Source organism: Nocardioides sp. Soil777, from assembly GCF_001428425.1.
Taxonomy (GTDB): Bacteria; Actinomycetota; Actinomycetes; order Propionibacteriales; family Nocardioidaceae; genus Nocardioides; species Nocardioides terrigena.
Genome location: NZ_LMSN01000009.1, coordinates 32,167 through 49,786 on the forward strand (window position 1 = coordinate 32,167; position 17,620 = coordinate 49,786).

At 71.1% G+C, this 17,620-nt stretch carries 15 protein-coding genes; 1 reads left to right on the plus strand and 14 read right to left on the minus strand.

Features of this window, described 5'->3' with window-relative positions; translation table 11 throughout:
• Nucleotides 1–41: 41 nt before the first annotated feature.
• The 12 genes from ASG88_RS06990 to ASG88_RS07045 form a co-directional block, all read right to left on the minus strand.
• On the minus strand, nt 42–2,789 hold the full coding sequence (locus tag ASG88_RS06990; protein WP_082600062.1) for a cation-translocating P-type ATPase: 2,748 nt from the start codon (nt 2,787–2,789) through the stop codon (nt 42–44).
• On the minus strand, nt 2,786–4,357 hold the full coding sequence (locus tag ASG88_RS06995; protein ID WP_200956386.1) for a V-type ATP synthase subunit B: 1,572 nt from the start codon (nt 4,355–4,357) through the stop codon (nt 2,786–2,788). Before ASG88_RS06995 ends, ASG88_RS06990 begins: the two co-directional genes overlap by 4 nt.
• On the minus strand, nt 4,354–6,219 hold the full coding sequence (locus ASG88_RS07000) for a V-type ATP synthase subunit A (RefSeq protein WP_157559604.1): 1,866 nt from the start codon (nt 6,217–6,219) through the stop codon (nt 4,354–4,356). The genes ASG88_RS06995 and ASG88_RS07000 overlap by 4 nt, the downstream gene beginning before the upstream one ends.
• Nucleotides 6,216–6,623 (minus strand): hypothetical protein, encoded by a 408-nt coding sequence (locus ASG88_RS07005; protein WP_157559605.1) that lies wholly within the window; start codon nt 6,621–6,623, stop codon nt 6,216–6,218. The genes ASG88_RS07000 and ASG88_RS07005 overlap by 4 nt, the downstream gene beginning before the upstream one ends.
• Nucleotides 6,624–6,652: 29 nt before the next feature.
• Nucleotides 6,653–7,537 carry a V-type ATPase subunit gene (locus ASG88_RS07010; protein ID WP_056886717.1) on the minus strand — a complete coding sequence of 295 codons (885 nt, stop codon included), beginning with the start codon at nt 7,535–7,537 and terminating at the stop codon, nt 6,653–6,655.
• Nucleotides 7,534–8,166: a hypothetical protein gene (locus ASG88_RS07015; protein WP_056886718.1), complete on the minus strand. Its 633-nt coding sequence runs from the start codon at nt 8,164–8,166 to the stop codon at nt 7,534–7,536. Before ASG88_RS07015 ends, ASG88_RS07010 begins: the two co-directional genes overlap by 4 nt.
• 1 nt (nt 8,167) lies before the next feature.
• A complete protein-coding gene (locus ASG88_RS07020) occupies nt 8,168–8,389 on the minus strand; it encodes an ATPase (RefSeq protein ID WP_053208071.1) in 222 nt (73 codons plus the stop codon).
• A 5-nt stretch (nt 8,390–8,394) separates the two neighbouring features.
• On the minus strand, nt 8,395–10,308 hold the full coding sequence (locus ASG88_RS07025; protein WP_162259820.1) for a V-type ATP synthase subunit I: 1,914 nt from the start codon (nt 10,306–10,308) through the stop codon (nt 8,395–8,397).
• A 200-nt stretch (nt 10,309–10,508) separates the two neighbouring features.
• On the minus strand, nt 10,509–10,904 hold the full coding sequence (locus ASG88_RS07030; RefSeq protein WP_056886720.1) for a hypothetical protein: 396 nt from the start codon (nt 10,902–10,904) through the stop codon (nt 10,509–10,511).
• Complete coding sequence (locus tag ASG88_RS07035) at nt 10,901–11,587, minus strand: V-type ATP synthase subunit D (protein ID WP_056886721.1); 687 nt, start codon at nt 11,585–11,587, stop codon at nt 10,901–10,903. Before ASG88_RS07035 ends, ASG88_RS07030 begins: the two co-directional genes overlap by 4 nt.
• A 263-nt stretch (nt 11,588–11,850) precedes the next feature.
• Nucleotides 11,851–13,020, minus strand: a complete 1,170-nt coding sequence (locus ASG88_RS07040; RefSeq protein WP_157559607.1) for a hypothetical protein — start codon at nt 13,018–13,020, stop codon at nt 11,851–11,853.
• Nucleotides 13,017–13,988, minus strand: a complete 972-nt coding sequence (locus ASG88_RS07045) for a TerC family protein (protein ID WP_056886723.1) — start codon at nt 13,986–13,988, stop codon at nt 13,017–13,019. Before ASG88_RS07045 ends, ASG88_RS07040 begins: the two co-directional genes overlap by 4 nt.
• Nucleotides 13,989–14,203: 215 nt before the next feature.
• Here ASG88_RS07045 and heR point away from each other — a divergent pair, with 215 nt between their 5' ends.
• On the plus strand, nt 14,204–15,004 hold the full coding sequence (gene heR, locus ASG88_RS07050; protein WP_162259821.1) for a heliorhodopsin HeR: 801 nt from the start codon (nt 14,204–14,206) through the stop codon (nt 15,002–15,004).
• Between the two features lie 6 nt (nt 15,005–15,010).
• Here the strand turns inward: heR and ASG88_RS07055 are convergent, their stop codons facing one another.
• Nucleotides 15,011–16,477 carry an ArnT family glycosyltransferase gene (locus tag ASG88_RS07055; protein ID WP_157559608.1) on the minus strand — a complete coding sequence of 489 codons (1,467 nt, stop codon included), beginning with the start codon at nt 16,475–16,477 and terminating at the stop codon, nt 15,011–15,013.
• Between the two features lie 110 nt (nt 16,478–16,587).
• Nucleotides 16,588–17,007, minus strand: a complete 420-nt coding sequence (locus ASG88_RS07060; RefSeq protein ID WP_056886726.1) for a DUF2784 domain-containing protein — start codon at nt 17,005–17,007, stop codon at nt 16,588–16,590.
• Nucleotides 17,008–17,620 lie beyond the last annotated feature (613 nt).

Consider the following 17,620-nt stretch of genomic DNA (forward strand, 5'->3'; position numbering starts at 1 on the left):
TCATGCTACGCGATTCTGGTTTCGTATGTCCTGGGTCGTCCTCAGCCGTCCCGCCGACGCGAGCCCCAGCGGTGGCCGAGCTTGACGAGCTCCTCGACGAGGAGCACGCACAACGCCACCGTGATGCAGATCCCCCACTGCTCGGGTGTGAGGGCGACGGTGTCGAAGATCGCCTGGCCCCACGGCGTGTGCACGGCGGCCACGTGCAGCAGGGCTACCGTCGTCAGGGACACCCACAGCCATCGGTTGGTGAAGGTGTGCGGTGCGAACACGGTGACGTGCTCCGCGCGGGCGTTGAGGGCGTTGACGAGCTGGAAGAGCACGAAGGTGGTGAAAGCCATGGTCAGGCTGACGGCCTCGCCCCACTCCTCGCGGGCGAGGATGAGGACTGCGAGTGTGCCGATCGCCATCACCAGGCCCACGCGGGCCAGCCTGATCAGTCGCGCCGGGGAGAGGATCTGGTCGCCACTGCGACGCGGGGGCTCGGACATGATCCCGGGCCGTGCGGGGTCCACGCCCAACGCCATCGCGGGCGGGCCGTCCATGATGATGTTCACCCACAGGATCTGCACGGCGGTCAGCGGAGCCGGCAGCCCCATCACCGAGGCACCGAGGAAGGTCGAGATCGCGCCCATGTTGGTGGAGAGCTGGAAACGCACGAACTTCACCACGTTGTCGTAGATCGAGCGGCCCTCCTCGACGGCGCCGACGATGGTGGTGAAGTTGTCGTCGGTGAGGATGACGTCGCCGGCCTCCTTGGTGACCTCGGTTCCCGTCAGGCCCATGGCCACGCCGATGTGCGCCGAGCGCAGGGCTGCTGCGTCGTTGACGCCGTCACCGGTCATGGCCACGACATGTCCGCGCGCGGTGAGCGCCTTGACGATGGCGACCTTGTGCTCGGGAGAGACCCGGGCGAACACCGCCACCTCGTCGACGACGTCGGCCAGCTCCTCGGTCGACAGCTCGGAGAGCTCGGCGCCGGTCATCGCGCGGCCCTCGATGCCGAGCTCGCGGGCGATGGCGACGGCGGTCGCGACGTGGTCGCCGGTGATCATCTTCACCCCCACGCCGGCCCGGTGGCACAGTGCCACCGCCGAGGTCGCCTCGGGCCGCGGTGGGTCGGCGATCCCGAGCAGGCCGAGCAGGGTCAGCGACGACACGTCGGAGTGGGGCTCGGCCGACGGTGCTTCGACCAGACGGGTGGCCACGGCCAGCACGCGCAGCCCGCGCTCCCCCATCGCCGCGATGGCGTCGTCGAGCCGGTCCCGGTCGGAGGCGGTGAGCACGACCTCCTCACCGTCGAGCAGCCACGAGTCGCATCGCCGCAGCAGCACATCAGCCGCGCCCTTGGCCAGCACGCGGGACGCGGGTCCCTCGTCGTGGTAGGTGACCATGTACTTGTAGTCGGCGTCGAAGGGGATCTCCGCCGACCGCGGCCACTCCTGGCGGCGCGCCGTCACGTCGAGCCCCGCCTTGGCGGCCAGCACGACCAGCGCACCCTCGGTCGGGTCGCCGATGATGCCGGCGCTATCCCCATCCCCATCCCCATCCCCATCCCCGTCCCCGTCCCGGCCCGCCGTGAGTTCGGCGTCGCTGCACAGCGCCAGTGCGTCGAGAAGCAGCGGCGGCAGGCTCGCCTGCGCGCCGTCGGAGTCGAGGACCTCGCCGTCGGTGTCGTACCCCTGGCCGTGGACCGTGAGCACGGCCTCGCCCACGCGTACCTCGCGGACGGTCATCTCGTTGAGGGTGAGGGTGCCGGTCTTGTCGCTGCAGATGACCGTGGCCGAGCCCAGTGTCTCGACCGAGGCCAGCCGCTTGACGATCGCGTTGCGGCCCGCCATCCGGTGCACGCCGAGCGCGAGCGTCAGCGCCAGCACGGCCGGCAGGCCCTCCGGGACGGTCGCCACCGCGAGCGCCACGGCCCGCAGGGCGATGTCGGAGGGGGCCTCGCCGCGCGCCAGGGCCAGCGCGACGTAGACCGTCACGGCGACGAGACCGATCACGGCCAGCCGCTTGCCCAGGGAGTCGAGCTGCCGCTGCAGCGGGCTCTGTGGCTCCTCGCCGGTGGCGAGCATCTCGGCGATGGCGCCGACGGAGGTTTTCATGCCGGTGGCGGTCACCACCGCCTCGGCCCGTCCGCGGGTGACCGCGGTGTTCATGTGGACCATGCTGTCGCGGTCCGCGAGGGGGGCATCGTGTTCTACGGTCGAGTCGGCCCGTTTGGGGACGGGCTGGGACTCACCGGTCAGCGCTGATTCGTCGACCTCCACCGATGAGGCGAGGACCAGGCGCGCGTCCGCGGGCACCCGGTCGCCCGCCTCGAGCAGGACGACGTCGCCGGGCACGAGGTCGCTGGCGTCGAGGACGAGGGTCCGCCCGTCGCGCCGGATCCGCGCCGAGGGGCTCAGCATGTTGCGCAGCGCCTCCAGACTCTTCTCAGCCCGCTGCTCCTGGAAGAACCCGATGCTGGCGTTGATGAGGAGCACCACGGCGATCACGATGGTGTCCTTGATCTCCCCCACCAGGCCCGCGAGGACCGCGGCACCGATGAGCACCAGGATCAAGACGCTGCGGAACTGGTCGAGGAAGCGGAGCAGCGCCGGTCGGCGTACGGGCTCGGCCAGCTGGTTGTGGCCGAACCGGTCGAGCCGCCTCTGGGCCTCCTGGCTGCTCAGGCCTTGTGCGGGGTCGACCTCCAGTGCTGCGGCGACCTCCTCGGCGCTGGCGGCGTGCGGGTTGCTGGGGGGGGTGCCGCGCGGGGTGGTACTGGGGACGGGTGTCGCGGTCATGGCTGGCTCCTGGCGGTGCTCTTGGCGGTGCTCTTGGCGGTGCTCTCGACGGTGCGCTCAGTGGTGGTGGCGCGGTGGTACTGGGCGAGGTGCTTGGCCCCGACCCGGCCGAGCTCGTCGGGCTCGAAGTCGCCGAGCAGCTCCCAGCCCAGGTCCAGGGTCTGGGTGATGGTCCGCCGGGCCTCGCCCTGGCCGACGAACTCCTCCTCGAAGCGGCGGGCGAACGCGAGGTAGCGGCGGTCCTCGACCGTCAGGCCGCTCTCCCCGACGATCGAGACCAGGCGCCGCACCTCGACCCCACGGGCGTAGCAGGCGTAGAGCTGGTCGGCCAGACCCCGGTGGTCGGCCCGCGTACGCCCCGCGCCGACGCCGGCGTTCATCAGCCGCGACAGCGACGGGAGGACGTCGAAGGGCGGGTCGACGCCGCGTCCGGCCATGTCGCGCGAGAGGACCACCTGTCCCTCGGTGATGTAGCCGGTGAGGTCCGGGATCGGGTGGGTGATGTCGCCGTCGGGCATGGTCAGCAGCGACAGCTGGGTCAAGGACCCGGCCGAGCCGTGCACCCGCCCCGCCCGCTCGAAGAGGGAGGCCAGATCGGTGTACATGTAGCCGGGGTAGCCGCGCCGTCCCGGCATCTCCTCGCGGGCCGCGGCGATCTCGCGCAGCGCCTCGCAGTACGCGGTGATGTCGGTGAGGATCACCAGGACGTGCAGGTGCTTCTCGAAGGCGAGGTACTCGGCCAGCGTCAGCGCCACCCGGGGGGTGAGCAGCCGCTCGATGGTGGGGTCGTCGGCCAGGTTGAGCAGCAGCACGTTGCGGTGCCCCGAGGCGCTGGCGGCGAACTGGTCACGGAAGAAGTCGGCCTCGCGACGCGTGACGCCCATCGCGGCGAAGACGACCACCACGTCCTCGGTCTCGTCGTCCTCGTTGGCCTCGTTGTGGTGGCTGCGCTCGCCGGCGACCCGGGCCTGGGTGGCGATCCGGGCGGCGACCTCGGCGGCGGGCAGCCCGGCCGCGGTGAAGATGGGCAGCTTCTGCCCGCGGACCAGGGTGTTGAGCCCGTCGATGGCCGAGAAGCCGGTCTCGATGAACTGGTCGGGGTGGATCCGCGCGACGGGGTTGAGCGGCAGCCCGTTCACCGGTCGGTACGCCTCGGCGGTGGGCTCCGGCCGACCGTCTCGCGGGCGCCCGGCACCGTCGAGGACGCGTCCCAGTACGTCGGTCCCGACGCCGGTGACCGCTGCGCGGAACCGCGCGCGAACGGCGACGTTGGCCCGGCCCATGCCCTCGGTGCCGCCGAGCACTTGTACCACGGCACGGGAGCGGTCCACCTCGAGGACCTGGCCGTCGCGTTCATGGCCGTCGTCGGTGACGACGGTGACGACGTCGCCGAACGCTACGGCCTCGGCGCCTTCGACCAGCAGCAGCGGCCCGGCCACCCGGCGTACGTCGCGCATCTCGATCGTGGGCAGGATGCCCACCGGCGCGGCGGCGACGGCGTCCCGCGCGCGGGTGATCGTGTCCGCGGTGTCTTCCGGGCTGTCTTTGGAGCTGTCCAGCGTGGTCATCGCTGCTCCTCCTCGTCGGTGGTGAGTGCCGCGCGCTCCTCAGTAGCGCGCTCCTCGGTAGTGCGCTCTTTGGTGGTGAGTGCGGCGTGCATGGTCGAGACGGCGTCGTCGAGGTGTCGCTCGAGCGTGTCGTCGACCGGCCAGCCACGTGCTGTGGCGACCGTGCGCAGGACGGGGTGGGCGACGACGTCGGCGACGGGTCGCCCGGCGGCGAGCGCGGCGGTCATGGCCTCCTCGGCGGCGTTGATCAGCCTGAGCATCGTGACCTGCTTGGCCGGCGGGCAGCTGGCGTCGGCGGGGTCGAAGGAGTTCTGCTGCAGGTAGTCCTCGCGGAGCATGCGGCCCACGCGCAGGGTGACTCGCTGGGGCGGCGCTACCGCCTCCACGCCCAGGAGGCTGACCACCTCTAGGAGGCTCCCTTCCTCCTGCAGCGTGCGGACGGCCCAGGCGCTGAGGCGCGACCAGTCCTCGGCGACGTGCTCGTCGAACCACTCGCCCAGCCGGTAGGTGGTGTAGCTGCGTGTCCAGTTGATCGACGGGAAGTGGCGGCTGCGGGCCAGGCTCGCATCGAGCGCCCAGAAGCATCCGGCCACGCGCAGGCTGTTCTGGGTGACGGGCTCGGAGAAGTCCCCGCCTGCGGGCGACACGGCGCCGACGACGGTGACCGACCCGCTACGCGGGGTGGAGCCGAGGCAGTCGACGAGCCCGGCGCGCTCGTAGAAGGCCGCGAGGCGGGTGGCGAGGTAGGCGGGGTAGCCGTCCTCGGCCGGGATCTCGCCGAGACGACCCGACACCTCGCGCAGTGCCTCGCCCCAGCGGCTGGTGGAGTCGGCGAGCAGGACGGCGTGCAGGCCTTGGTCGCGGTAGTACTCGGCCATCGTGATGCCGAGGTAGACGCTGGCCTCGCGGGCCGCGACCGGCATGTTGGAGGTGTTGGCCACGAGCACGGTCCGCTCCATCAGGGGGCGACCGGTGCGCGGGTCGGAGAGCTGCGGGAATTCCTCGAGCACCTCGGTCAGCTCGTTGCCCCGCTCGCCGCACCCGACGTAGACCACCACGTCGGCCTCGGCGTGCTTGGCGATCGCCTGCTCGAGGACCGTCTTGCCGGTGCCGAACCCGCCGGGGATGATGCCGGCGCCGCCGAGGGCGATCGGGAAGAGGCTGTCGAGGACCCGCTGGCCGGTGAGCAGCGGGCGGCGCAGGGCCTGGTGTCCTCGCACGGGACGGGGCCGGCGGATCGGCCAGCGCTGCAGCATCTGCACGTCGTGGCCCTGGACGCGGGCAATGACCTCGTCGACGCGGTGCGACCCCTCAGCGATGTGCTCCACCACGCCGTGGACGCCCGGCGGCACCAGGACGCGGTGGCGCAGCGCCGCGGTCTCCTGCACGGTGCCGAGCTGGTCCCCCGCCTCTACGCGGTCGCCCGCTACCGCGGACGGCAGGAACTCCCAGGTCCGGGAGCGGTCGAGGCCGGGCAGGTCGGCGCCGCGCGGGATGTAGATGCCGTGTTCGGCGTTCAGGGCGGCGAGCGGGCGCTGGGTACCGTCGAACACGGTGCCGAGCAGCCCGGGGCCGAGTTCGATGGTCAGCGGTCCCCCGGTGCCGGTCACGGGGTCACCGGCGCGCAGCCCCGAGGTGTCCTCGAAGACCTGCACCGTGGCCAGGGCGCCGTCGAGGCGGATCACCTCCCCGGGCAGGGCCTGCGGGCCGACCTTGACCACGTCGTAGAGTCGGCAAGCGGGTAGGCCCGTGACCTCGAGGACTGGGCCCGAGACCCGCACCACCGTCCCAACCTGGTCGCCGGAACCGGCCGGCACGCCGCCGTGTGTCGTGCTCGGCATCGTGGTGGGTGTCGTGCTCATGGGTGGTCTCCTTCAGGGACGAAGCTGATCTCGTAGCCGACCGCTCGTCCGAGCAGTCGCTGGAGCTGGTCGTGGGGCTCGGTGTCCACGGCCGGGGCGTCGGGCGGAAGGCCGACCACGAGGACGTCGGTGCGCTCGGCCCAGGCATCGCGCGCAGCGACCGGCAGTCGCGTCCACGCGTCGTGGTGCACCAGGACCACCGCACGGCCGTCGCCGGGCAGGCGTACGGCTGTCTCGACCGCTCGATTGACGGCGTCCGCACCGACCTCGCCGTCCATCCCGTCCTCCATCTCCCCGTCCGGGCCGGGCTCGGGCACCACGGTCGCGGCGCCCGCGAGGCGGAAGCCCGCGTCGACGTCTCGCGGAGCCACCACGACGACCTCCGAGTCCACTTCTGAGTCCATCCGTGGCGCTGAGGGGGTAAGCGCGTTCGTCACGGGGTCCTCCGGTCCGCTCCGCCGGTGACGAGGATCAGTCCGGCTCGGCGGTGCCGGCGGGCACGCTCCTCGAGCAGCAGCACGTAGCCCACCAGCGGGTCGGCGCTCTCGGCGTCGCCGCGACGTAGCCGCGCGGCGGCGCCGGCGGTGGCCTCGTCGTGCAGGTCCCGGTCGAGATGGCCGAGATCCCCGTGCAACTCGTACGCCGCTGCGGCGGCCCGCCAGCGTGGGTAGACGCCGAGAACGGGAGCCCAGCGCCCAGTGATCGCGTGCTCCAGGTCGCGGACGCCGAGGCGCCCGAGCGGCATCAGCCGGCCGGGGTCGACGTCCGACCGGGCCAGCGCGATGAGCAGGTTGCGCTGGTCCCGCTCGCGGGCGAGGAGGTCCGCGACGGGACGCGAACGCGGGTGGGCCGCGCGTTCGCCCCACTCGGCGTGCGCCGTGGCCGTCACTGCGAGCTCGAGCTCCTCGACGTCGCGGTGCAGCTCGAAGCGTGACCACAGCCGAGGCAGGGCCGCCGCCGTGGCCGGCGTCGGCAGCCGCAGCCGTTCGAGGAGGGCGACGACGCCCGCCTCGTCCCGCGTGTGGGCGAGCTCGGCGGCCCGCTCGGGGGTGATGGCACCGACCGCGCGCACCCCCCGGAGCCGGTCTTCAGGCGGGAGGCCCGAGGCCGCGCCGCGCAGCAGCGCGAGGGCGTCGCGCAGGTCGTGTCGTCCGGTCAGCACCTGTGCCACCGCGCGTGCCTCGCCCACGAACAGCTGCGGCAGCCGACGCATCTCCTCGCTCTCCTCGCGATCACCCTGGCCTGCTCCGTCCGGGGTCAGGCGCGACATCCGGGCCCGCAAGGCCGTCGAGCCGGCGACGTACAGCGGTGCCGTCATCGCGGGTCCACCTCCGGGACCACTTCCGCGTCAGCTTTCGCGTCCGCTTCGGGGTCCACTTCCGGGTGCGGTTCGCACACCGCGTCGCGCAGCACCGGGCGCAGCAGCGGCCACGCCGCGTCAAGGCGTCCTTCGGCGGTGTTGTGCACCGCTCGCCCCTGGGCGTCGCGCAGCACGACGCCGACCCCCACGGGTCCAGTCTCCACGACGAGGCAGGGCCGGTGGCGGCGTACGGCGTCCAGGTGGGCCGGATCGACCGTGCAGGAGGTGGCCGAGGGCAGGAGAGCCATCGCCTCGTCGAGGAGGTCGAGCGTGGCCGCAGTCCCGTGGCCTGTGCCGACCAGTTCCTGCAGCTCCTTTCCGGCAGCCGTGCGCACCCGTTCGAGCTCGGCGTCGACCACCTCGCGAACGTGGGCGCGGGACGCGGCTGCCCCGGTGGAGCGGACGCGGAGCGCCTGGTCGCGGGCGGTCGACTCGGCTCGGGTGAGGATGCCGAGGCGGTCGCGCTCGGCCGCCTGGTGGGCTTCCCGGAGGATCTCGCGGGCGCGATGTTCGTCCCGGGCGAGCACGTCGGCCAGGTCGCGACGACCGTCGTGCTCCATGGTCTCGAGCAGCGCCTGGAGGGTCATGTCAGCCGCCCAGCAGGAGCACGATCATGGCCGCGACCGCGAAGCCCAGGATGACGAGCGTCTCGGGGATGGCCACGAGCAGGATGGCCCGACCGGCGAGCTCGGGCTTCTCGGCGATGGCTCCCATGGCGGCTGCGCCGATGCGCGCCTGGGCGTAGCCGGTGGCGAGGGCGGCGAGGCCGACGGCGAGTCCTGCTCCGAGGGCGATGAGTCCGGTTTCCATGTGTGTCACCTTTCGTGGGTGGCGTCGGCGATGCGGACGCCGTTGGTGGTGCCGTGCGGCGGGACGCCGACCGGGTCGAAGGTTGGGGTGAGGAGTGGGCCGAGCGGTCGGTCGCGGGGTGGGGTCAGGAGTGCGCGGGGGTTGAGGGCCCCGTGGGCGCCGAGGGGTTGGAAGGCCTGGCCCTCGCCGTCGTGGAACTTGCTGAAGAACTCGACGTAGTGCAGTCGCAGGGCCTGGACCATCGGGCTGAACGCCGCCAGGCCCAGGTTGAGCAGGTGCAGCAGGACGGCGACGAACAGTCCGATGAGGAGGGGCAGCTCGGTGGCGAGCTCGTTGGCGACGTTGGCGAGGTAGACCGAGGCGAGTCCCACCGCGGCGACCCGGAGGTAGGACAAGACGTTGCCGACCGTGCCGATGAGCTCGAGTGGGCCGAGGAGGGCGCCGATGGGGCCGTGCACGGAGCTGGTGGCCACGAGTCCCACGACGGCGGGGACCAGCGCGGCGAGGGTGACCCACGAGGGGGCGTTCAGGATGGCGGCCGCGATGGCCGCGGTCGCGCCGAGCAGGACGGCCAGGGTGCCGCCCACCTCGAGGGTGCGGTGCCGGTCGCCACGGCGCAGCGCGGTCACCAGGCCGAGGGTCAGGCCGAGCACGATGTGGGACCAGCCGAGGGCGACGGCGAAGAGCAGGAGGGGCTCGAGGGCCTCGGGTCCGCCGCGGTAGAACCACAGCGCCGGCATCCCCCACATGTTGCCGAGGCTGCCGAGCGCCTCGCCGAACATCACGCCCCACAGCACCGCCCACGCACCGCCGGCGATCAGGACGCGGCCGGCGTCGTCCATCACCCCGCCTTCCACACCGCCGCGGTCGTGCGTGCGTGCCCGGTGGCGCAGCCACCAGCCGATGCCGGCGAGCGCGGCGCCGTAGACGACGTCGCCGACCATGACACCGAAGAGGAACGGCAAGAAGATCGCCATCAGTCCGGTCGGGTCCAGCCCGTTCGGGGAGGGCCAGGAGAGGAACCCGACCAGGCGGCGGTAGGGGGACCATGCGGCGCGTCCGGTCAGCTCCACCGGGGAGGGGCCGGGGACCTCGCCCGCCGGGGCGTTGACGACGGCCACGTCGGCGAGTCCGTCGCGGTCGAGCTGCTCGCGGACCTGGCGGCGACGGTCCGCCCGGATCCAGCAGCGCAGGAGGAAGGTGCGCTCGGAGAGTGAGGCGGTCGCGACCGCGGCGTCGCGTTCGGTCAGCACAAGCAGCGCATGCTCGGCGGCGCGCAGCCGTGGGGCCTCGCGGAGCCAGAGCGCTTCGAGGTCGGCGCGGATCGCGTCGAGGTCGTCTTGGAGGTCGACCAGGCGTGCGCGCATCTGCACGAGCGTGGTGTGCAGGGACAGGTGGGCGTAGTCCTCGGGCACCTCGACCCGGCTGATCTCATCCGCGCCCATGAGACCCAGGACTTCGGGCAGCCGGTCGCGGGCCACCACCAGGAGGCAGCCGCGGGTGCGGCCGGCGTCGGTGCTGCGGAACATGAAGCCGTCGCCGACGAGCTGCCGCAGCTGGGTCTCGAGCAGTCCGACCACGGACCCGGCCGGGTCGTCGAGCACCAGCGCGGTCATCGCGAGTCCCAGCAGCTCGAGCTCGGCATCGGAGAGCGAGGTCAGCTCCGGCACGAGGGTTTCGAGCTGGGTAAGGACGTCCACGTAGCGCGCCAAACTGTCGCGCTCCTCCTCTAGCGAGGCGTGGGCCCCGCGCAGGGACTCGACCTCGAGCTCGAGCGTCGCGATGTCGACGTCGGCGTCGCGCGGGTCCACCGGTGCGGCGTCCGCGCCCGGGCGTGGTAACTCGCGTGCCAGCGGGGCATCTGACGGTGCCCATTCCAGCAGGCGTTGCACCCGCGACAGCAGGTCGCGCCTGGTCATAGGGTCCTCACCCTTGTCCGCAACCGGGTCTGCAACCGGGTCTGCAACCTTGTCCCCGCTGCTGGTCGGCGCCCCGAATGCCGCCCCGGCTGGCGCCCCGGATGGCGTCGCCTCTGCGACCCCGGCTCGCTGGAGCGACTCGACCGTCTCGAGCAGCTGCTCGCGTCGGCCCAGGAGCTGGACGTGGTGCAGTCGCCGGATCATCGGTTCGCCTTTGGGGTCCGGTCGGCCCGCTGGGCCACGGCCGGGGCCATCGTCGGAGTCACGGTCGGGGCGACGGATAGGACGGCGCAGACGGTGGCGGTGACGAGTTCCTCCCGTAGGCGCATGGCCCGCTGCGTCACCTCGGCACCGATCCGCTGCTGTTCAGCCTCGTCGGCCTTCACCCATTCGCGCGCCTCCTGCAGGATGCGCGCGGACAGGCGGTCGGCCTCCGCGGCGGCTTGAGCGGCGGACTCCGCCACGAGCAACTCCGCCTGCTGCCGGACCGCGTCGACGCGGTCGTGGCTGTGGCGTGCCTCCTCGAGGCGGGCCTCGATGAGCCGCTCGAGCTCGCGCACCTGGCGCATCGCGGCCGGGTCCTGCATCTGCGTCATCGCCGTTCCTCCTCGTGGGGTCGCGGCACGGGAGGATGGTCCTGTGCCGGTCGGTCCTGCGGGACGCGTCGTCGCTCCCGCGCCCGCTTCAGGCGGGAGTGCTCCTCACGTTCGCGCTCTTCGAGGACCGCGGTGATGTGTGCGGCCTCCTGCTGCAGTCCGGGGATGACGACGTTCTCGAGCGCGTTGACCTGGCGCGTGGTGCGGGCCACTTCCTTGGTGAGCCGGCGCACGGTGGCCTCGAGGGCCACGAAGCGCAGCACGTGCTCGAGGTATCGCTCGTAGGCCTCGGCCGCCGCCTCGATCGACGGTGCCACCAGGGCCGGTGCCGCGCCGCGCTCCTCGGCCGTCCGTCGCACGTCCCCGGCCTGCACCGTCACGACTCGCACGCCGACCACCATGCGGTCCTCGCGCAGGGCGACGACGCCGGTGGCCGCACCCGCCGCGACCGCCGCGACGGCGGCCGGGCCCTCTTCGGCGGTGCTCTCGTCGAGCAGCGCGCGAGCCTCACGGGCGAGGACGGCGGCGGCCTCACGCTCGGCGGACACGTCTGCGTCGAGGCGGTGCAGCTCGCGCACCAGGGCCATCCGCTTGTCGACGAGCAGGTCGCGCCCCTGGGCCGTGAAGGCGATCGCTGTGCGACGCCGCAGCAGCTCGGTGCGGGTCGCGGTCAGGGCTGTCATCGCTGCATCCCCGACGTGCAGACCCGGCTCGATGGGCAGCGCCGATCGAGTAGCCGGTCACGGAGTAGGTGAGTGTCCACAGAAAATGCCTCCCGACAGTGGTCGGAAGGTCTTCCCCGCCGCACCTCGTGAGGTGTGGTCGGCCACCGGGTCGCAGGGCGACCGGAGTGACGATGGCCGGTTGGTGGGGTACTCCCCTTCAGGTTTTGTTGTTCTTACGAACTACATTACGTGAATCGGCGTGCCGGGTCAAGTGGCAGGTGTCAGCGACGTAGAACGAGTGCGATCCGGTCGTGGGCTCGTAGGTCGCCGTCGGCGACCAGCGCCAGCTGGCCGCCCAGCAGGATCACCTGCTCCATCAGGTCGTCCACCAGGTCGTGCACGTCGGCGGCTCCCGAGACGTGCCCACCAGCCTCCCCTGTGGCGTCTCCCGAGGCGCTCCCCGTGGCGCCCCTTGTGACGTTGGCGGCAACGTGGTGTCCGGGTGCCGTGGTGCCCGGACTGATGAAGTTCTCCTCCACCAGGAGCATCGCGGGTCGACGCCGTCCGAGGGTCCGCCAGCACTGCTCGATGCCCGAGGCCACGTCCGTGGGTCGATCCGCCTCGGCCTGGCGCAGCAGTTCGAGTGCGTCGTCGCGTCGTGTGCGCAGGTACGCCTCGACCGATGTGATGCCGGCCAGGGCCAGGTCCAGGGCTGTGGCGCAGTCGCGGTCGTCGACCCGGCCGGCGAGGCGCTCCAGGTTGCCGCTGAAGGTGCAGAACTCGTCGAGCAACCGCGGTGGACCCACCAGGACAAGTGGGCTCGGGTGGTCGGCCCGGTAGTCCCCGAGCATCCGGTCGACTCCGTGCAGGAACCTGGCCGTCAGCTCTGCCCGGCCCCCGGCCGCGCCGGCCTGGCCGGCGCCTGGCACCCGGATCGGTCGCCCCCCGCCAAACGGCTCGTACCGTCCGACAGGCCGCAGGCCGCCATCCTCGGCGGCGTACAGGTGAGCGCACGTGGGGTGCAGCAGCAGCACCACGTGGGGTGGCATGCGGTGCAGGGCCGCGATGAGCGGCCGGGTGGCGAAGGTGCTCTCCACCACCGCCCGAGAGGTGACCGACTGCGGCAGCCGGAACGAGCGGGCGACCGCCCTGTTCACGTAGATGCACAACCCCCGGTCGGTCGAGTGATCGATCGCACTGTCCACCTGATCGGCCAGCTTCTCCATCAGCAGGGATCGATTGGTCACGTTCCGCTCGGCGAGCTGACGCTCCACGTCGACCACGAGGTCGTTGAGTCGTGACCGGTCGTCCCGGGTCATGCGAGCGGCCGGCTTGGTGGACAGGATGACCGAGATGCACGGGTAGCCGGAGGTGATGGCTAGGTCGGCGATGTCCCTGGTCCGCAGGGCCACCGGCGAATCGCCCGCCTTGGGACGTGTGCGGGGGCTCATCGCAGCACCTCGTCCTCGTCGGTCGCGTGGTCCGGCGTCGCGTTGGGCGCGACCCTGGCCTGGTCGCGTGTCGCGCGGAGGCTGGCGATGACCGCGACGGTGATGCAGCTGGCGATCACGCTGAGGGAGAGCCAGATCGGGACCTTGTAGATGTCGAGGAGCAGCATCTTGATGCCGACGAAGACCAGGATCGCGGCGAGGCCGGCCTTGAGGTAGATGAAGCGGTCGATGAGGTCGGCGAGCAGGAAGTACATCGCGCGCAGTCCCAGGATGGCGAAGGCGTTGCTGGTGAAGACGAGGAACGGGTCCTGGGTGACGGCGAAGATCGCGGGGATGGAGTCGACGGCGAAGATGATGTCGGTGGTCTCGACCATGACGAGGACGAAGAACAGCGGCGTCGCGACCCACTTGCCGGCCTGCTTCACCCAGAATTTCTGGCCGTGGTATTCCTCCGTCGAGGGGATCTTCCTCTTGGCCAGTGCCAGCAGCTTGTTGCGCGAGAGGTCCATCTGGTCGTCGCGGTGGCGGAACATCTTCCAGCCGGTGTAGACGAGGAAGGCGCCGAAGAGGTAGAGGATCCAGGCGAAGTTCTCGATCAGTACCGCGCCGCCGGCGATGAAGATCGCCCTGAAGACCAGCGCGCCCAGGACTCCGTAGAACAGGACCCGGTGCTGGTACTCCCGGGGGACGGCGAAGTAGGTGAAGATCAGCGCGAAGACGAAGACGTTGTCGACGGCCAGCGACTTCTCGATCAGGTAGCCGGCGTAGTACTCGCCGCCGGCCTGGGCGCCGTAGGCCCACCAGACGATGCCGCCGAATGCCAGGCCGAGGCTGACCCAGACCGCGGACCAGATCGCTGCTTCCTTGACACCTACGACGTGAGCGGTGCGGTGGGCGAACAGGTCGATCGCCAGCATCACGACGATGACGGCCAGGACCGCCGCCCAGGCCCAGAAGGGGACATCCATGACAGCTCTACCTCCAGCGTGACCGCTCGACCAACGGTCGAGCGTGACGTTGGAGGTCTCCCCCGTCGCCCGGTCCGTGGACCTGGCGACCGCCGCACCGGACCGGGCAGGGCCGGTCGAACTGTCGATGTCGGCGAGGGTGGGGTACTCCCCTCATGCGCTAGAGTATTCACGAAGCACACTTCGGAAGTCAAGCCCGTTCACGAGGAGCGACCATGTGCGGCCAGTACCGCGAAACATCTGCCGATCCGCTTGCTCCCGAAGTGGAAGTTTTGGCGCCCACACTGCGACGCGACAACCTGGTAGCAGCCGTGCTCCACCTCGCCCAGGCCGTCGCGGTCCTCGCCCTGGCCACCAGCTTCGCACTCCCGGTCACCGGGACCTACCTCGCCGGCCCGCCCGGAACGACGCCTGAGGACCAGGTCGTCCTCTTCGACGTTCCGACCGGGGCTGCGGTGGCAGCGTTCCTCCTGCTGTCCGCGTTGGCGCACGTCGTCGTCGCAACGTCCTGGTGGGGCGGCTACCGTTCCGACCTCGCCCGACGCCGCAACCGGGCTCGCTGGATCGAGTACTCCCTCTCCTCGTCGTTGATGATCGTGCTGATCGCCCAGCTGGTCGGGATCTCCGACGTCGCAGCCCTGGTGGCGCTGTTCGGCGTCAACGCCTCGATGATCCTGTTCGGGTGGCTCCAGGAGCACTACGAGGACCCGGGCTCGCGCGGCTGGCTGCCGTTCATCTTCGGGTGTGTCGCCGGGATCGTTCCGTGGCTCGCGGTCACGGTCTACCTGGTGTCGCCGCAGTCCACCTCGGGCGCCGAGCCTCCCGGTTTCGTCTACGGCATCTTCGTGTCGCTCTTCATCTTCTTCAACGTCTTCGCACTGAACCAGTGGCTGCAGTACCGCGGCCTCGGACGGTGGCGCGACTACCTCTTCGGTGAGCGCATCTACATCCTGCTCAGCCTGGTTGCGAAGTCGGCACTGTCGTGGCAGGTGTTCGCCGGCACCCTTGCCGGCTGACCTCCATCACGGGAGCTCACCACTGGCTCCGGCGCAGCTCGGAACCTCGACGAGTCGCCGCTCGACGCCAGTACGGACCAGTACGTCATACCCGCAGATGGTGGCGGCCGGCCCGTAGTGCCTCTCGATCAGCGAGCGGAGTCGGCCGTCGTCGTCGATGTCCCACGAGTTCAGCCCGTTCAACACGACGAACCACGTCGGCCTCGAGGGTCCGTCGAGCAAGCGCTCGAGGCGCTGCTGCTCCGGGTCGAGGGTCCGCATCGGCAGGCTCCACAGGTAGGGGTAGGGCGTGGGCAGATCGGCCGCCTCCACGACCTGGGAGTTCCCGTACGCGACCACCATCGTGTCGCCCTCTTCGGCGGAATCGGCCACCCACCCGCCGATGAGCTGGGGGTACCACGCCCGCGGCGAGGCCTGGTAGGCGAGCGTGGTGGTGGCCACTGCCCCCAGTGACGCGACCGCCGCCCACAACGCCAGCCCGCGCATCAACCGCCGCCCGGTGCCACCGCCGGCGATCACCACAGCGGCGGCAAGGCCCGCGCCGGGAGCCAGTGCCTGCAGGTAGTCCAGCCAGTAGCTCCCCCCGAGAACGATGCCGATCGCGCTCCACCCGAGCAGGGAGAGCAGGGCCCAGTGCTCGGCCGCGAGCGAGCGCGGCCGACGCAGCGCCCACACCAGCCAGGTCACCAATACAGGCACGGCCGCACTGGCCACGGCGGCGACCACGAGGAGCCGAGCACGCTCCATCGGTGCCGAGTGGTGGGAGCCGGCCAGCACCTGTCCCGCCTCGACCCGGAAGGCAATCACGTCCTCCCACATCACGTCCACCGCGACGCCCTCCAGGTGAATCCACGCCGCCAGCGCTGCGACGACGACGACGGTGCCCGCACTGAAGCCGGCGGCCAGAGCGCCGAGCCGCGTCCGAGACCACGGCTGCCGCAGTGCCGAGACCGCGATCAGCACCCCGGCGAAGACGAACGCGTCGACGAAGTTCTGCTTCACCAGCGGCGCCGAGGCAGCGAGCACGCCGGCGACCAGCCCCCAGCCGACGGTCGTGCGGAGGTCACCTGCTCGCCAGCCGTGCAGGATCGCTGCGATGCTGCCCATGACGAACAGAAGCGCGAACATCACGCCGTCGGCCTGATCGGCCGCCAGCGCCGGGGAGCACATCAGAGCCGCCGTCACCACCGCTGCCCACCTCGCCGTAAACTGGCCAGCCAGCAGGCAGGCGGCGCGAGCGGTCGCCAGCACGATCGCCACGACCACCGGGATCGTGATGACCCGGATCGCCGCGTCGCTGTCCCACAGCGCTGCCAGGCGGAAGAACGCCATCAGCAACGGCGGCCGGTCGACGTGGAAGTCGCCGTAGACGAACTCGCCCTCGCCCGGCGCCCAGTGGCGCGCAGCATGCAGGTACCCGCCCTCATCGGAACGAATCGGCTGGGCCACGAAGACCGCGCGAACCGCCACCACGGCCGCACAGGTCAGCCACAGGACACGCGTGGTGACGCGTTCGTCGTACGAACGCCCGGGCCGACTCGCGGGCCCGGGCCCTGCCGGAAGGTCCGCCAGCGCGGTGTCCATCACCCGGGCTCGGCGCCCGGCGAGCTCCCGCTCGCCGTCGCGGCTCGATCACCGGCACCCTGCACCGAACGCCGCCGGAGCCGCCACACCACATAGGCGTACGTCGCGAGGATGACCACAAGGTGGGTCGCGTACACGAAGGTCTGAGTGCCGTCTGGGAGCAGGATGCCGAAGATGTAGTGGTCGAGGAAGGAACCGGCGTACGGCGTGCCGCCGGCGCGTTCGATCAGGTCCTTCTCGAGCACCGTCAGCGGGCAGCTGCCCTGAGTGATGACGATGCCGACCCCCCACGTCACCACGGCGAGGTGCAGGACGAACCACACCCGCGACTTGCGGGCGAGGAGCGCGCCAAGCATCTGGAAGACCAGGAACGCGAGATGCAGGATGACGACGGCCCAGGCCATCAGGGTCCAGGCCATCGCAGTACCCCTCTCGGCACTTGCCCGCCAGCGACGCCAGTGACGGAGCCGCTCGCCGGAACGGTCATACCCACCGCTGGCGGGGCGTCCGCGGTTTGGTCGCTACGACCCTGCGTCGGACCGCACTGACGAGACGACCACCTGGAGAGGCGAACCAGGTTGGCCACGCCCCTTGGGTCCGACCGGAGACCTGAATCTTGAACATCATGGACGCCACCCGAATCTCGGCGAGCCGTTCCTACGTCTCGCTGCGGATGGTCTCTCCCGTCCCTGGCGGGACCGGGCTCCGGGAGCCGTTGGCACCGTGTTGACGAAGCCCGCCACGGGGATACTCCCCATTGCACGAACCAGTATTCATGCTTTCGTCATCGTTTTCAAGGGTTCGGCACGGAAGGATTCGACCTGAGGACGACTCGAAACCAGGGGTTGAGGATGGTGCGGCGGAATACGGACTGCTGCAAAGGGGTGCGCCGTGGATCGGCTTGACGGTGCCGCCGTGCGACGACGCACTTGCTGTCGACGGCGCTCCAAAGCTGGTCGTTCCCGGCGCTTGAAAAGTGAGCGGTGTTGCCGAGTCTAGGACTCGGTCTGGTCGGTGGTGGTGCGGATGCTG

Coding starts and splice junctions, on each gene's coding strand:
- ASG88_RS06990 (WP_082600062.1), bottom strand. CDS start 2,789: ATGACCGCGACACCCGTCCCCAGTACCACCCCGCGCGGCACCCCCCCC.
- ASG88_RS06995 (WP_200956386.1), bottom strand. CDS start 4,357: ATGACCACGCTGGACAGCTCCAAAGACAGCCCGGAAGACACCGCGGAC.
- ASG88_RS07000 (WP_157559604.1), bottom strand. CDS start 6,219: ATGAGCACGACACCCACCACGATGCCGAGCACGACACACGGCGGCGTG.
- ASG88_RS07005 (WP_157559605.1), bottom strand. CDS start 6,623: ATGGACTCAGAAGTGGACTCGGAGGTCGTCGTGGTGGCTCCGCGAGAC.
- ASG88_RS07010 (WP_056886717.1), bottom strand. CDS start 7,537: ATGACGGCACCGCTGTACGTCGCCGGCTCGACGGCCTTGCGGGCCCGG.
- ASG88_RS07015 (WP_056886718.1), bottom strand. CDS start 8,166: ATGACCCTCCAGGCGCTGCTCGAGACCATGGAGCACGACGGTCGTCGC.
- ASG88_RS07020 (WP_053208071.1), bottom strand. CDS start 8,389: ATGGAAACCGGACTCATCGCCCTCGGAGCAGGACTCGCCGTCGGCCTC.
- ASG88_RS07025 (WP_162259820.1), bottom strand. CDS start 10,308: ATGACCAGGCGCGACCTGCTGTCGCGGGTGCAACGCCTGCTGGAATGG.
- ASG88_RS07030 (WP_056886720.1), bottom strand. CDS start 10,904: ATGACGCAGATGCAGGACCCGGCCGCGATGCGCCAGGTGCGCGAGCTC.
- ASG88_RS07035 (WP_056886721.1), bottom strand. CDS start 11,587: ATGACAGCCCTGACCGCGACCCGCACCGAGCTGCTGCGGCGTCGCACA.
- ASG88_RS07040 (WP_157559607.1), bottom strand. CDS start 13,020: ATGAGCCCCCGCACACGTCCCAAGGCGGGCGATTCGCCGGTGGCCCTG.
- ASG88_RS07045 (WP_056886723.1), bottom strand. CDS start 13,988: ATGGATGTCCCCTTCTGGGCCTGGGCGGCGGTCCTGGCCGTCATCGTC.
- heR (WP_162259821.1), top strand. CDS start 14,204: ATGTGCGGCCAGTACCGCGAAACATCTGCCGATCCGCTTGCTCCCGAA.
- ASG88_RS07060 (WP_056886726.1), bottom strand. CDS start 17,007: ATGGCCTGGACCCTGATGGCCTGGGCCGTCGTCATCCTGCATCTCGCG.